The sequence below is a fragment of the Anoxybacillus sp. TBDG-1 genome (assembly GCF_054815885.1).
On record NZ_JBTZSY010000008.1, the window covers coordinates 39,612 to 55,777 of the forward strand.

Below are 16,166 nucleotides of genomic sequence, written 5' to 3' on the forward strand. Positions count from 1 at the left end.
GGAGAAGATTTCAATAAAATATTTTGAATTTTTTATGGATTTAATTTGTAAATGACCAAGGTATAAAAAAATAGCTCCCATGAGGAGTCAATTAGGGAGACGCGACTTTAAGTTTAAAATTTCCTTTTCATGCTCAATCATTTTATCAAACATGACATCGAATCGGCGTTGTAAATATGAAACAGTCACATCGACGGATTTTTTAATGTTTGTTCAATCGATTCGCATAAGAGCTTGATTATTTTTCGATATGCGTATTTCTTCGAGAATTTGTTGCTTTGTCTTCTCCATATTTCCAAGCATTATAGTATATTAGAAAGTGTAATTAATTTATAATTCCTAATAAACACAGTAGCTTTCTTTCAGCATGACAAGTACACAACACCATGATTACGTATGTACACCTTCGCCAGTTGATTGAAATAGACATGATAAATCATCGATATGATCGTTTTTTGTCCAAACAACGAAGCGAACATCTTCTAATGACTGTCCAATCTTTACAAATGCCCCGTAACGATATTGAAGGGTAGGCGAAACCAAATACGCTCTAATTTTCTCTAAATCACTCGCATCAGAACGAGAAGAAGAAGAAAACCATTTTTTTATCTCTATCACAAGCAAATTTTCTTCTGTTCCACGCTTATGAACAATAATATCGGGGAATACAGATTTTCCCCTTGATTCACCATTATCGTAAATTCGCTTCACATCCCCACAGTCCCGATTATATTCCACATCAACATCCCATTCGTAAAACACCGTGCTCAAATGAACTGCTAACCAATGTGCAATTGAACGCTCATGTACATCGTCACATATTAACTCTTGATCATAATAATACAAACGACGAAGCGCATTTCTTAAGCGGCTCTCAATAACAGACTTTGTCATCTTCAAACACCCCACCTTTTTCATTCCATCCATCCTTATCTCCCCCTATCATGCTATTTATTGAACCAAGATGCTAAAAAGCTTTTTGCAAAAAAGAAACAGAGAGCCATGTGACTCTCTGCTTCTACCAATCTTCAACGAGTGACTAGACAATTATTTTAATTTAATTGTAATTGTCACAGCCGTTGTGTTACCTGCTTTGTCATATAATGTTCCATTGAGGCTAATGGAACTACCTAACTGACGTAATGTACTTAACGCTATGTCATTACCTGATGCACCAATTAATGAAGGTGAAATTGTTGCCACACCATTATTAAACACTACTTCTTTTATTCCCTCTACTCCTGGAATAGAGAATGTCAATTTTTTAGCATCCTCAGCCGTAATCTCTACACCCGTAAACAATACAGAATCACCTAAACTTGATACATCAACAGAAACTTCTTTTCCATCCTTAATTTGGGCTTCTACAGTACCTGACTGGTCACCGTCTTTATAAGTAGCTTTTGCACTTTTGAGTGTAGCGTTTACTACACTAAACACAAACTCGTAATCGCCTTGCAACACAGATCCTTGTGCAGATTGTAAGTTTCTGTTCACAGTAATTGTGTTAGATTTCTCTAATAACGTATTATCTGGAAGTGTGATAACTACCATTTCGTATCCATTTTCAACATTGTTATCGCTATCTTGTACTTCAATCTTTGTTCCTATCGGTAGGTTCTTACCGTTCAACGTATATTGAGCTGGATTTGTTGCATCATATACTCCACCACGGTATTGAACACCCGAAGTAAACGTAATTTTCACAACATCCTTTGTAGAGTCTGCAAGATCGCCTTTAACTTCTTGGACTTTAAAGATTTGACTTACAGAAGTTTTAGGAACTTTAAATTCTTTTGTTAGGGAAGGTGCAGTATTTCCTACGTCATCAGAGATCGATTTAACAACAACTGTCCAATTTTCATCGTATCCTTTATTGACTAAGTCTTGCAGAGAAGCCTTCACGTTAAACGACATATCACTAGAGTCTGCATATCCCACAACTTCCCCACTAATAGTAACTAACTTTCCTTTTTCATCTTTACCAATGAAATCTACTAATGTTTTAGGTAAAGAACCTTGTTCTTGTGCGATTGTATCACCACTATCATCTCGTACATTACCTAATTTTACTGGCTCACTCATTTTTACAGTGAAAGTCGTTTTGTCTGTTTCACTTTGAACGATATCTAAAATTTTTGGACTTTCTGTATCTGGTTGGTTAAGTGGTGAGCCTGCATAATTGAGATCAAGAATGATTTCAGCGTTTTTCTCACCATTTGCTTTATTTGTTACCGCATCTTCTGCAATAACAATACGGAACTTATCATTGTAATAGTTAAGCTTTGTCGCCTGAGTATTGTAGATTACTGTCCAGTCTTCTTTTAATTCTACAATGTAAGAAGAAGGTTTGTTAGAATCACGTTTCACAAGTAAAATTTCTGAAAGATTGTTTTTCCATCCCTGAAAACGTCCGTTTTTGACTGATGGAGTGACTTTTTCGTATTTCTTTGTATCTTCGTTATAAAATTCTAATTGGAATTTACCTGTAGATAATAAATCCGCTTCTTTCAAAATCTTATCAAATGTAATTCGGAATTGCTCAGGTGACTCTACTTTCACCTCTGCAGTCGGTTTTGTCGTATCTTCAATCACATGGAATGTCAAGTTTTGTGTCGTACCAATATTTTTAACATCCGTTAACGCAGCAAAATCTTTTACTGAAGACACTTGTAAAGAATGTTGCCCCGGTGTAAAGTAGCCTACTTTTGCTTTCTCATTTTCTTTGAAATTATCATTTAACTCAATTGTAACGATATGACGCTCATCTTTACGTGTTTTGGCATCAAAGTCCCCATAAGTAACTTTGAAATCTTTCCCTTCTACAAATCGACCATCAATTACAAAGTGAGCAGAGTCAACTGCCTCAGAGAATACAACCTTAATCGTGTTCAATCCTTCTACCTGAACAGATGTCACTTCAGCTGGACGTGCATCTGTCAGTATGAAAGTTGTTGAAGATGTTGATAACTTCCCAATAGCATTTGGAACATTTGCGACGACAGTGACTTCTTTGTTATCTGTTAAATAATCATCTTTTTTAAGAATAAGTTCCACAGCTTTTGGATTGTCTTTAACTAGTTTAAACCCAAGAGGCGTCACCTCTTTGCTTCCCTGCTTTACAACAAAATTGCTATCTTTTAATTGTTGTTCAGTTGGTGTTTTGTCAAAGAATACAGTAACACGATCAGCTTGGTTTGACTCACCACCAACAAGAGTAATTGTTTCAACTACACCGCTAGCAGCTGGTTTAAATGTAACAACCCCACTTCCGAACACTTTACCAATTAAGTCCTTGTAGTCTCCTGAAGCTTCTATGATTTGAGCATCGATTTTTGCAACAATATCTTTCGCACTAAATTCGGATGTCAAAATGACAGTTGCTTTACCATTTTGAATCGTTACACGTTTTTGTGACAACGTTCCGTATGTTGTATTTAAATCTAATACAATATTATCTGCTTTCGCATCGACTTCATTTGTTCCCTTGCTTACAAGTTCAAACGTAACAACTGTATTGTCTGCACCGTTCGCTACTAAAGATGCATCTTTCGTAGTCACGCGAACACCCCAAAGCTCTGAAACAGCTGGAGTTTTGAAAGATTTTGTTCCAAAGCTCACCGTTTTACCATTTACTAAAACATCTTTTACTACAACTGTATAGTCTTTTCCGTACTCGAGATTTGAAACTTCTAAAGTTGCCTGCTTTTTATCTGCACTTAATGTAGCAGAAACAACAGTTGCACCTTCAATGGCAAAGTTTTCAGCTTTTACTGCATCAACAGCGGTATTAAACGTTACTACTAATTTTGTTTTTGATAAAACTTCTACTTTTTCAACAGTCGGAGTAACTTCTTTTTTCACATCCATCGCACGTACGACGAATGAAGCGAATTGACCGCGTGTTACGTTTTGTTTTGGCATGAATTCAGTGTTTTTCGTTACACCGTTTGCCTCTAATGTTTGAATGTATTCACGTGCCCATGAACCAGCTTTGTCAAGATCAGTAACTTTTGTTGTGTAGTTTGCTGGTTTTGTTAACTTGAACGCTTCAACAACGACTTTCGCCATTTGTTCGCGAGTGATGTTTGCGTTCGGGTTGAAGTTACCTTTTTCATCTCCGCCCATGACGCCAGCAGCTTGCACGATCGCAACCGCTTCTGCTAATTCAGCTTTGCTCGCTGGAACGTCTGGGAAGCCTGCACCTTTTTGAGTAACACCCGCATCTTTTAAAATGCGTGAGAAGATGATCGCAGCTTCACCGCGTGTTAACGGTTTGTTTGGTTTGAATGTACCGTCTGCATATCCTTTAATGTAACCTTTTGCTACTAATGTAGCGATGTCATCTGCATGCACGCTTCCTGCTACGTCTGTGAAAGAAGCTGCACTTGCTGCTGGCGCGATCGCTGAAGCAACAACTGCCGCAGAGACTGTACCAGCTAAAAATTTGCGATAAGACTTTGGTTGGTAAGCCATCGACATATTTCCTCCTTTTGTTTCTGTTTCTATTTAGCTCAGCTAAATTTAAGAGATTATGTATGTTCTCTCTATGAAACTCTTAAACTTAGCGAGTGAACGACTACAAACTACATTATAATTTTTTCCATACATCATGTCAACCATTTTTTGAACAGTTTTTCTTTGTTGGAATAACAAAACTGTTTCACATGTAGTCTTCCACCTATTCACCATTTTACCTAATGTTCGACTTTTTTCAATACCTTATTACGTAACTTTTTTACAAAAAGTTTTGTTACATAACTGTAAAGTTATCATTATCCTATTTATGATACACTTGGAATAGTGTGAATATGTCGAAATGACGAGAATAATGGCGGAGTGGGGTGTGACGTGTGAAGAGATTTGTTTTTGTATTCCTTTTGTTTTTTCTTTTTCCTTCCTTCGCTTATGCAAACGAAAGTTATGAGCGGCTCGTTCCACTAGCAAAAAAATACGTTGGGGTGCCGTATCAGTTCGGAGGAAGTTCGGAAAAAGGGTTTGATTGTTCTGGGTTCACGCGGCATGTGATGAGCGGACTCGGCGTGACGTTGGCGCGCACAACAGCGGAACAATATAAGCAGGGGAGTGCAGTAAAGAAAGAAGATTTACGAGTCGGTGATCTCGTCTTTTTTGAGACGTATAAAAAAGGGCCGTCGCATGCAGGCATTTATATTGGAGACAATCAATTTATCCATGCGAGTTCATCAAAGGGAATTATAGTGACTTCATTAGACGACTCTTACTATAAAAAACGATACATAGGGGCAAGGCGAGTACTTGCATACGTGCAAGCGGCTGGACAGTTTCAAGATGTCGGAGGCAATTTTTGGGCAAGTAAAGAAATTGAAGCGTTAGGAAAAAAAGAAATCGTGCTTGGGTATGCGAAAAGCTACTTTAAGCCAGATGAAACGATGACGCGTGCAGAAGCGGCAGGTGTGATGGCTACATATTTCAATTTCGACATGAACAATCGAAAAGAAATGTTTTCTGACATACCGAGCGATCATTGGGCTGTCGGTGCGGTGAACGCCCTTGTGAAAGAAAATATTGTCGATAAAAACAATAAGCAGTTTCAGCCAGATGACCCGTTAACGCGCGAACAATTAGCGATGTGGTTTGCGGAAGCTTGGAAGTTGAAGCGCGGAGCGGATGTGCCGTTTACTGATGTAAAAGAAACAGATGCAGCATATGATGCGATTGAAAAACTCGTCGCATCAGGCATTGCAAGCGGCTATGAAGATGGGACGTTTCGACCGAAAGATACAGTGACGCGCGCGCAATTTGCAGTATTTTTCTATCGTGCGATACACGCGAAATAGCGAGGAAGGACAAGCCTTCCTCGCTATTTTTTTTGCAATGTCCGACTAAGAAAGAGCGCAAATTGTCCTCGTGTGACAATGTCGTTTGGACGATATGGATTGTTGATCGTTATTCGATTATAAAACAACGTATTAATCGGTTCATACGCCCAATGAGAAGGAGAAACATCAAAAAACGATTGATTTACAGTCGGGCGTTCATATATATCCGCATATACACGAGTGAAAATCGTTGCCATTTGGGCGCGGGTAATGTAATCGTTCGGATATAGCTTTCCGTTATATCCTGTAAGCAGCCCGTATGCCTCAGCAATCGCCATTTCTTTATACCACGCATCGCTCGGTTTCACGTCTTTTGCTTTGACGACATATCCTTCAGGCAGCGTCAGACTTAACTCACGAATAAGCATAAGGGCGGCATGGCGGCGGAGTAACCGTTCGTTCGGACGATATGTGCCATCTGGGAACCCTGAGATAATGCCGCGTTCATACAATAGTCTCGCCGCCGCTTGCAACTCCTCCCCGATGACATCTGGGAAAAGTGGAGGGGTAACAAGAAGCGAATCAATCGTCCCATATTGGACGCGTAGCGTCGCCGAACCGCGATTAAATCCTTTTGTCGTCGGCTGGACGACGCGAAATAGAGCGGTATCGACCATTGTTGATCGAAACAGCCACGACACTTGGTTGTTTAACGTTGTACCGTCATACGTCGTTTCATTGACTCCTTTCGGCACGCTTCCGATATAAACGGAGGCGTAGCGTCCATTCCCCTCTTGCGCGTTCACGTATGCGGTTGTATCAGCATATGTGTAAAGCTTGAGCGCATATACGTTATTTTTCACCGTATAGTTTGTTAGAAATAGTGAAAGCGGTGGCATCGGTTCATACGGGGCACCAAGCTCGTTTTTCCAATACGTTTGTAAAGCTGGAAGTTCAAACGGTGTCGGGAGATGAACGTTCATTTGCATATGTCCTTTTAATGCATTTGGTGATCCGAATAATTGTACGTAATCTTCTGCGAGTATTTCAGGCATATACCATTCGTACGCTCCACTTCCATCAGCGTGAACAGACGGATAGCGAAAAAGTTCGCGCGCCGCAGCGTATCGCGACTGGAGCCATTCGTTCGGAAGGCGCTGTTCTTTATTTAACAAGTAATAAAATGTAAAATGATGTCCGTACTCGTGCGCGAGTGTCATCGCCATTTGCTCGACGGTCGTCCATTCGTTGCCACCGTATAAATGAATGTACCGATTTGGAAGCAAGGCAGGCTTTGGGCTTATTTGATATTGAGCAAAATATTGACCGAGGATGTTTGCACCGGCAGGATAATCAGGGAAAATTTTGACGCTTCCTAACAAAGCAAGCTCAGCGCCATGTTTGTTTTTTAATAGTTCTTGCTCCAACAGAACGAGCTTCGTCTTCGTCCAATAAGGGCTATAGCTTTCAAACGTGACGCCGCTTTCCCCTTTATAGCTAGCGATGAGCGAATAGTAGTTTTCATAGCTTTGCGCCTGCGCTTTTTTCGTTAAATCAACGACATGGGCGTGGACAGGCGCGTGAAAAAAGAATAAAAAAACGAACGAAAGCCAAATGAATCGCATGCGCTGCACGTCAATCACCTCGTTATCTATCAATCTACATTTATGTTAACACGCCAAACGCGATGATGGAAAAGAAAAAGAAGGAAGGCTGCCTGTATGCATAGGCAGCCTTTGTATTTATCTCTTCGTTATAGAGAGCGTATATGGGTTGGCATTTGGTCTGGCAAGTGATTCTTCAACAACGACGTAGTACGTTCCTTTTTTCAAGGAAAGCGTACCAATTTCCGCATCGCCATCACCGTAATAGTCATACGTTTGAACGAGGCGACCTTTCGCATCGAAAATGGACATGACGCCATCCATCGTGCCCGGTACATTGAGCTTACATGTAAATGTTCCATCTTGTTCAACGACGAATTTGTAATAATCTTTATCGCCGTAATCAACGATGTTCATATATCCACGTGCTTCATATACATTTCCTTTTTTATTGAAAGAAAGCGGCTTGGATGGCACGTTGTTTTTCACGACGGAAGACGCATCTTCATCTTTTTTATTGAGCGATTGAATACTAAAGTTGTACGACTGAAGCGATAGTCCGTCCCACATAAACGCGTTAACGACAAAGAAATATCCGACATTTTTCTTCGCTTGGAACGAGCCGTTTACATCGTATAACGGACTCCATCCACTCGGATAAAACGTGACAGCTTTTCCGTATTCGTCTTCATCAATCGTCATATTTCCGTTCGTATCTTCGACAACTGATATAATCGGAATTAATGTGCCACGCAATTGTTTTGGCAATGATGCGTTCGGTTTGCTTGGTTTTGCGTAAAGTGTCATTCGTTCGCTCGCTTGCCGATGTTTATAGTAATAGTAATCGACATCATTTGGAAGGACAAAGTTTCCTGTTTTCGTTTCATTGACGTTCACGACCGTCGCTTGAATCGGTTCGTTATTTTTTTCGTTCACATCTTTCGGTGCATCGACGAGTTTTTTCGATGTGATAACATACGGATGAGCTACCGGTTGGTAATATTCGTTTTGCACCGACATGTAGTACGTTTTTCCTTCTTCCAAAATGAGCGTCCAGTTCGTTTGTTTCTTTCCTGTCATCCAATCAAACGGCCAGAAAGAGTTCACAGGGATGAAATCATCTTTTTTCTCATCGTATTCAAAAAGCATCGCTGATGGCGTCATATCGTCAGGTGTGGCAAACGAAAACTCGTACAGAGCGGTTGCTGGGACAGTGAAGCGATAAAAGTCTTGATCGCCACTAAACTGAATAAACGCTTCGACGCGATCACCAATGTTGTAAGGACGAGCATTTTCTTTAATTTGCTGGATTTGTTCTTTTTCAAAATAGCTCCAGCTTCCGTCATCGCCAATGATGATGATATCGTTTGGCTTACGCATTTGTTCTTTTATTTTTTCCATCTGTTCAACAGCACCGTTGCCCATTGGCATCGGCTCGCGTGTTGGGAAGTTGTCTTCATCTTGCGGCAATGTAATCGCCTCGGCGCTGAGTTGATACGGAATTGCCGACCCTGTGACTTCTTTCGCTTGATTGTTTGACATAAATATCGGGTAAAATGCTGCGATCGGTTCACTTGAAGCTTCAAGTACGTATTGTACGTTCGGTTGCGCTTCAAATGTCACCGTCTCCCCTTTGCCGACACCGTTATTGTTTCCGATGACGATTGGAAATGACATTTGTTTATATTTTTCATTCGGATCAACTGGTCGGTATAGCTCTTCTGCTAAATATATATTTAGTGAAGAGTCAATGCCTGGAACTGGCGACAATTGAAACTTCACGATCGTCGGTTCAGCAACAGTAAAAAGGAAATAGTCGCGGTCGCCTTCTTTCGCATCTTTTTCTGGCACAAACGTTAAGTTTTCTAAGGCAAAAGGCAGCTGGTCAATTGCAGCTGGATTTTCCTTTGTAATGCCGTCATCCGCAAGCTCCACAAATGACTGAACAACTAGCGTGTACGTTGATTTTCCTTGTAAGCTATAGTTGCCATTTGCATCTGTTACACCGATCGCAAGCACGCCAGATTGCTTCGCTGTAAATAGTTTCGCTTCCACCTCGCCTGCACGACCGTCATTCACTTGAACTGGCTTTTCAGACGTTGTTTTTCCTTCTGGATAAAAACGAAAAACAAGTTTATAGTCGTATAATTCTGACCCTTCGAGTAGCGCTTGGACGCTTTCACCTTGTTGTACGTTCATTTTTATCCAATGCATTTCTTCCGGTTTTGTCAGCGAACCTTTTTTCACGTACGGTTCTTTCGCATCAATAACAGGCGCTTTCGCTAAAATCGTTTCATCGTTCCATTTTTCTTTTTGTGGCACATTTTTGATGTTATATTGCAACGCTGCCACTGGATTGACTAAACCGTTTCCGTACGTTAAATCATATCCTTTTTCCCCTAAATCGGTTGCGGTGCGCTCTAAAATCCATTCGACTTGATACGGTTTTAAATTTGGGTACTTCGATAAAAGAAGCGAAGCGACGCCTGCGACAACTGGCGATGCCATCGACGTTCCACTTAACTCCGCAAACGAAGACCCTTTCGTATAATCGTAAATAGGGCTGTACACGTCAACACCCGGTGCAACAATGTCCACAGACGGACCGTAGTTTGAAAACTCAGCAAGTTTATTTTTGCTGTCGGTCGCCCCGACGCTAATGACTCCTTCGTATGAAGCTGGGATGGAGTACATATCTGTCGCTTCGTTTCCTGCTGCGGCAACGACCGTAATGCCAGCATCAATGGCTTTTTGAACAGCTTCTTCTAAAATCGGCGAGCTAAAGTAGCCACCGAGACTCATATTAATGACTTTTGCTCCTTTTTCCATCGCATATAAAATGCCTTGGGCGATCGTATAGTCGCTTGCCCCCCATCCGCCACCGAATACGTCAATTGGCAAAATTTTAACATTCGGGTTGACACCATGTGCACCAATGCCGTTGTTTGCATTTGCTCCGATAATGCCAGCAACATGCGTTCCGTGCACGTCTTTGATCGGCGCACCAGCTGGGTTTATCGCATTGTAAGCAGGGAGAACACGTCCTTTAAGCTCTGGATGCTTCGTATCCATCCCTGTGTCGATGACAGCAACCGTGACACTAGACTTTCCAGCAAGTTTTAACGCCTTATCCATATTTAAAAGCGATAATAAATACATATGATCTGCTTTCGGATCAGCCGAACCGAGCCGTTTGTATGTAAAGCTTGGCGTCACACTTTTGACGGCTCTTAGTTTTGCGTAATTTTTCATCACTTGCTGCATCTCTTTTCCTTTTTGCACCGTCACAACATCATATTTCAATTGCGGAAACGACTGCTTCAATGTCGCTCCTAAACTACGATGCACAGCAGCTGGAATGACTTCATTGTACTTCACGATCAATGTATCGGTACTCATTTGATTTTGCGCATCTTCAAACCGTTTGTAAGCAAGCGGCACCGATGCTTTCGCCGTTTGTTTTTTCCATTGTGCAATCGGCGGTTCCGTCGATGCTTGCGCAACTGTCGGCACGATAAGCGATGAGGCTAAACTAATCAATAATGCAGTTTTCTTCCATTTTTCCATGCAAATCCTCCTTAAAAGAATGTAACATATATATTCGCTACAGAAGACAAATACACCTACAATAACGAAAAAAAGACAAAAAAGTTTCATATTTTGATAATTTTTTCTAATAAACTTACAATATCACCCAAAGATAAAAAAGTAAAGAAAAATTTTCCGAGGTCGTGAAACATTTTGGGAACAATGGTATACTGTACGTTGAAACGATTTGATTTACAGCGAAGGAGAAGGTTCCCCATGTTGTCTTACATAAAAAAACTCGTAAACAGCGATGAACGAAAACTGAAAAACTACTATAAAACCGTTGCGCGTATCAACGAGCTTGAACCGATATTTGAAGCATTGACAGATGACGAATTGCGCGCAAAAACAAATGAATTTAAACAGCGACTAGCGGAAGGTGAATCGGTATTCGATATACAAGTCGAAGCGTTTGCGACTGTCAGAGAAGCATCGAAACGTGTGCTTGGCATGCGCCATTTTGACGTTCAGCTCATCGGCGGTCTTGTGCTTGCCGAAGGAAATATTGCGGAAATGGCGACAGGTGAAGGAAAAACGCTCGTCGCTTCCGCCCCGAGCTATTTGCGCGCGCTTGAAGGAAAAGGAGTGCATGTCATTACCGTCAACGACTATTTAGCGAAGCGCGACCGTGATTTAATCGGAAAAATTCATGAGTTTTTAGGGCTGACCGTCGGCTTAAATTTGCCACAAATGTCACTAGAGGAGAAAAAAGTGGCATATCAAGCCGACATTACATACGGTGTCGGCAATGAGTTTGGCTTCGACTATTTGCGCGATCATATGGTATATCGTGTCGCCGATCGTGTCCAACGCCCATTTCATTATGCGATTATCGATGAAGTCGATAGCGTATTAATTGACGAAGCGAAAACCCCTCTCATTATCGCAGGAAAAACAGGCGTCAGTTCGGAGTTAAGCTATTTATGCGCCCGCATTGTAAAACATTTCGTTCGCGATGAAGATTACGAATACGATGAAGAAACAAAAACCGTCAACTTAACGGAACAAGGCATTGAAAAAATTGAAAAAGGGTTCGGCATCGACAACTTATACGACTTAGAACACCAAGTGTTGTATCATTACGTTATTCAAGCGTTGCGCGCATACGTCATGTTTACACGCGATGTCGACTATATCGTGAAAGACGGAAAAGTGTTGCTCATTGATATGTTCACCGGCCGTCCGATGGAAGGACGCAGCTTAAGCAACGGTCTTCATCAAGCGATTGAAGCCAAAGAAGGATTAGAGTTAACAGAAGAAAATAAAATTCAAGCATCGATTACGATTCAAAACTATTTTCGTCTTTATCCGATTTTATCAGGGATGACAGGAACGGCGAAAACAGAAGAAAAAGAGTTTCAAACATTGTATGGCATGGATGTTGTCCAAATCCCAACAAACCGCCCTGTCATCCGTCAAGACTTGCCCGATCGCATCTTTGCGACAGTCGAAGCGAAATATAAAGCCGTCGCAAAAGAAGCGAAGCGTGTGCATGAGACAGGACAGCCGATGCTCATTGGTACAACATCTATTTTACAGTCAGAAAAAGTGGCGAAATATTTAGCGGAAGAAGACTTACCGTTCCAGTTGCTAAACGCCAAAAGCGTCGAACAAGAAGTGGAGTTGATTTCACGAGCTGGTCAAAAAGGACAAATTACAATTGCTACAAATATGGCAGGACGCGGAACAGATATTATGCTTGGAGAAGGCGTCGCAGAGCTTGGGGGCTTATACGTCCTCGGTACAGAACGACATGAAAGCCGCCGCATTGACAACCAATTAAAAGGACGTGCAGGTCGTCAAGGCGATCCGGGACGCTCGCAATTTTTCATTTCGCTTGAAGATGACATGTTCCGTCGTTTCGCGAAAGAAGAGCTAGAAAAAATGAAAAAATCATTACAAGTGAATGAAGAAGGCGAAGTATTAAACAAAGAGGTACATGAATTCGTCAACCGTGTACAGCGCATTTGTGAAGGAAGCAATTTCTCTGTACGGGAATATAACTTAAAGCTTGATGACGTATTAAACGAGCAACGGCGCACCGTTTATACGCTCCGCAATCGCATTCTTGAAGCTAACGATGTCATTCCCATTGTCGTTCATATGGTGCCATCGTTTCTTGAACGAGAAGTTACTTATACATGCCCAGAAGACGTTATTCCAGAGGAATGGGATATTGCTCGGCTAGTACAGACCGTTCAAACAGTGACAAACGAACACATCGATGTAACTGGTATTGTCGATCAAAAAGAAGTGGAAGCGATCGTCCAACAAGCGATCTCGGCATGGAAAGAGCGCGTTCATGCGTTGGAATACACTGAAGAACATCAATGGGCATTGAAACGTGCTTTACTTTCGCTTATCGATTTTCACTGGACAAAACATTTAGAAGCAATGGAGTTATTGAAAGAAGGAATTGGGTTGCGCTATTACGGACAAGAAGATCCGATGCGCCAATATGCAAAAGAAGGGTTGGAGCTCTTTACACTCATGTATCATCGTTTAGAAAAAGATGCTTCCCAACAACTTGCCCAGCTACTTAATTCGAATTGAAGAAAGGAGATGGAACGATGATTCCATTTTTCAAAAAGAAAAAACAAGGTGAAGATAGTATTATTCAAGCTGGACAATTATTTGATGGAGCCGATGAACAACAAGATGAAGACGTGCACACAACGTTATCGATACACCCACTCATGTCGCTAACGACCGAACAAAAATATTATTTTCAATACGTGAATAACGAATTGCCACCGTTGAAAAAAAATCAAGTGTCGCTATCCGGAATTGAATGGAAAAAAGAAGGCGATTGTTATGTTGTTACAGCACTTATCCGTAATGCTTTAGACAAAGCTATTCGATTCGATCAAACTAGACTTTTATTTATTGGAACCAACGATGAAATTATTAGCAGAAAAACATTTCAACTGAGCGAAATGGGGGAAATTCCACCTCGAAGTAGTCGACCTTGGTTTTTTGTTTTTAATAAACACGAACTACTTTCAGATAAAATACCTAGATTCGGATGGAAACTCTCTTTTGAACTAAGGAAAAAGCATTCTTTAGAACTAGATGATAGTTGGGAAAACTCATTGTCTGAGGAAGATAAAAAGGAATTAGAACGTCTTGTCCGCTCTCTCCCTCGTCTAGCTGAAAATGAGGTGAATATTGTAGGATTACAAGCGACAACTGATGAAGAAGGTAACCTAGTTGTAGGTCTACTTATTCGGAATGGAAACCAAAAGGATATTCAATTCAAAAAGTTACCTCTTGTCGTGGAAGATGCATCAGGAGAAGTTATTGCTCGCGGCTTATTTACATTGGATTTACAAATAAAAGCGAATACAAGTAAACCGTGGACGTTTATCTTTCCAAAATCACTTATCCTGAAAGAAAAAATTGATCTAAGGCAATGGCAAGTTTACTCCCCACACCCATAAAGAAAAAGAGCTGATGTTGTCATCAGCTCTTTTTCTTTGCCTCTGGCCACCAACCGCTCTCTATCGTAAACAGAAGGAAATAGTACTACAGTTATATTTTAGCATCATTTTTTGTGTTTAACAAACATAATTTTCGTTTTTTTGGTATAAATTTTTCATCGCTATAACTTTCAGTTAAAATAAACAATATTGAATTTTCTGCCCAGAACGAATGGAAACCGAGCGGAATGTACATAGGATGGCTCGTTCTTCAGTAGCTGTGAGGTCATTCATCGGTGCGGAGATGTAACGTTTCTCAACATCATTCCAACGTCGTACACATATTTGGGCTTTTCCTTTTCCAAACAAAAACGTAATAACAATCATTAATTGATCGTCTATCGTTTTAAAAAATAAAAATAAGTCATCTTTTGTTGTGCACGTAATCATCCGATAACGAATTGGTTCTAGTGGCAGCTTGTCTATTGGTGAAATAAACTGAAGTGAATCAGAAAAGTGAATAGGCTCAATCGTTCGCGATTCGTGAAATGGAGGATTCGGTTTCTCTTTAATGAGTACTTCGCACATTTTTCCTCCTTTTTTCGCTTGATGAACAATGTAATTTGAAAAATAAATGTTCACGATTCATCATCTCCTTCAAGTTTTTCCAATGTATATTTTTACATTTTATGAATATTCAATCAACTTTTTTCGACAAACAAACCCGTCGATTTTTGTTCTAAAAATGAACATTTTTTATTTTGTTTATAAAAAGAACAAAATAATTTCCGCTCTTCTTCTATCGTAAAAAGAAAAAGGGAATTTGGTGGAAGATAATGTTGCAACATATTGGTGAACAAATTAGACGCTTGCGAAACGCTCACGATTGGACGCAAGAGCAATTCGCACAACGATTAAATGTATCTCGTTCTAAAGTAAGCAAATGGGAAAATGGTGAGGTGCTCCCTGATTTACAATCGCTTATCGATATGAGTGAAATGTTTCGTGTCAGCGTCGACTTTTTGCTCGGAAAACATCCAACAGATGAACAGCTGTTACAAGAAGTACGATTGGCATATGGAACGAACGAAATGAGCGATGAACAATTATCGCTTATTCGTTACATGAATGAACAGCGCGAGCTCGCGAAGCGACTATATGCCCTGCAGTCGTTGCCTGCCCATAAGCGAAAGCGAATTGAAGGAGTCGTCATAAAGATGATTGATGAAATGATTGAAGCGTTGAAATAAAAAAGGGGCGTTTTTCTGCCCTTTACTCAATGCCGATTAATTTTTTTAAGCGATACACATCTGCTTCTGTTTGCCATTGTTTTTGTGCATGCAGTTCAAATTTATCGTGTAGCTTGTCCACTTTTGTTTCTACCTTCCCAATGCGCACATGTAACTCTTTTATTTCTGCGCGTATTTCTTGCTTGAAGCTCTCCATTTCTGCACGCATTTCTTGCTTGAAGCTCTCCATTTCTGCACGCATTTCTTGCTTAAAGCTCTCCATTTCTGCACGCATTTCTTGTTTGAAGCTCTCCATTTCTGCGCGCATTTCTTGCTTGAAGCTTTTCATCTCTTCTTTTAAGCTTTCTATTTCCCCACGCATTTCACGTACTTCATAAAGCAATTCTTTTACCGCTTGTAAAATTTGGTTCTCCACTTTCTATTCACCCCTTTCTGTTCGTTTCATCCCCTAGCATATCACTCCCTTGACATGCGGTCAATTGAAAAAAGAGGCTAGCGAAGAGG

Annotated in this window: 10 protein-coding genes and 1 pseudogene; 4 read left to right on the forward strand and 7 right to left on the reverse strand. The window is 40.7% G+C overall.

Translation table 11 applies throughout. The features are described 5' to 3' along the window. Positions 1-87: 87 nt before the first annotated feature. The 3 genes and pseudogenes from ACYQY7_RS04050 to ACYQY7_RS04060 form a co-directional block, all read right to left on the reverse strand. Positions 88-273: pseudogene (locus ACYQY7_RS04050) on the reverse strand (hypothetical protein); the annotation flags it as partial. 117 nt (positions 274-390) lie between these two features. Then, positions 391-894, reverse strand: coding sequence for a hypothetical protein (locus ACYQY7_RS04055; protein WP_461200844.1), 504 nt, complete (start codon positions 892-894; stop codon positions 391-393). A gap of 153 nt (positions 895-1,047) precedes the next feature. Next, entirely contained in the window at positions 1,048-4,476 is a 3,429-nt protein-coding gene (locus ACYQY7_RS04060; protein ID WP_461200845.1) for an S-layer homology domain-containing protein, read from the reverse strand. 377 nt (positions 4,477-4,853) lie between these two features. Here ACYQY7_RS04060 and ACYQY7_RS04065 point away from each other — a divergent pair, with 377 nt between their 5' ends. Continuing rightward, the gene (locus tag ACYQY7_RS04065; protein ID WP_461200846.1) at positions 4,854-5,819 is read left to right on the forward strand and encodes a C40 family peptidase; all 966 of its coding nucleotides are present in this window, start codon (positions 4,854-4,856) and stop codon (positions 5,817-5,819) included. Positions 5,820-5,842: 23 nt separating this feature from the next. Here the strand turns inward: ACYQY7_RS04065 and ACYQY7_RS04070 are convergent, their stop codons facing one another. After that, complete coding sequence (locus ACYQY7_RS04070; RefSeq protein ID WP_461200847.1) at positions 5,843-7,435, reverse strand: S-layer homology domain-containing protein; 1,593 nt, start codon at positions 7,433-7,435, stop codon at positions 5,843-5,845. Between the two features lie 108 nt (positions 7,436-7,543). Next, positions 7,544-10,972 (reverse strand): S8 family peptidase, encoded by a 3,429-nt coding sequence (locus tag ACYQY7_RS04075; RefSeq protein ID WP_461200848.1) that lies wholly within the window; start codon positions 10,970-10,972, stop codon positions 7,544-7,546. A gap of 237 nt (positions 10,973-11,209) precedes the next feature. Between ACYQY7_RS04075 and secA2 the strand changes: the two genes are divergently transcribed. Together secA2 and ACYQY7_RS04085 are read left to right on the forward strand one after the other, a co-directional pair. Beyond that, positions 11,210-13,546, forward strand: coding sequence for an accessory Sec system translocase SecA2 (gene secA2, locus ACYQY7_RS04080; RefSeq protein ID WP_461200849.1), 2,337 nt, complete (start codon positions 11,210-11,212; stop codon positions 13,544-13,546). Between the two features lie 17 nt (positions 13,547-13,563). Next, on the forward strand, positions 13,564-14,433 hold the full coding sequence (locus ACYQY7_RS04085) for an accessory Sec system S-layer assembly protein (protein ID WP_461200850.1): 870 nt from the start codon (positions 13,564-13,566) through the stop codon (positions 14,431-14,433). 174 nt (positions 14,434-14,607) lie between these two features. Here ACYQY7_RS04085 and ACYQY7_RS04090 read toward each other — a convergent pair whose 3' ends face one another. Next, on the reverse strand, positions 14,608-15,057 hold the full coding sequence (locus ACYQY7_RS04090; RefSeq protein ID WP_461200868.1) for a hypothetical protein: 450 nt from the start codon (positions 15,055-15,057) through the stop codon (positions 14,608-14,610). A 191-nt stretch (positions 15,058-15,248) separates the two neighbouring features. Here ACYQY7_RS04090 and ACYQY7_RS04095 point away from each other — a divergent pair, with 191 nt between their 5' ends. Further along, the gene (locus ACYQY7_RS04095) at positions 15,249-15,662 is read left to right on the forward strand and encodes a helix-turn-helix domain-containing protein (RefSeq protein WP_461200851.1); all 414 of its coding nucleotides are present in this window, start codon (positions 15,249-15,251) and stop codon (positions 15,660-15,662) included. Positions 15,663-15,684: 22 nt separating this feature from the next. Here ACYQY7_RS04095 and ACYQY7_RS04100 read toward each other — a convergent pair whose 3' ends face one another. After that, positions 15,685-16,077 carry a coiled-coil domain-containing protein gene (locus ACYQY7_RS04100; protein ID WP_461200852.1) on the reverse strand — a complete coding sequence of 131 codons (393 nt, stop codon included), beginning with the start codon at positions 16,075-16,077 and terminating at the stop codon, positions 15,685-15,687. Positions 16,078-16,166: the final 89 nt, after the last annotated feature.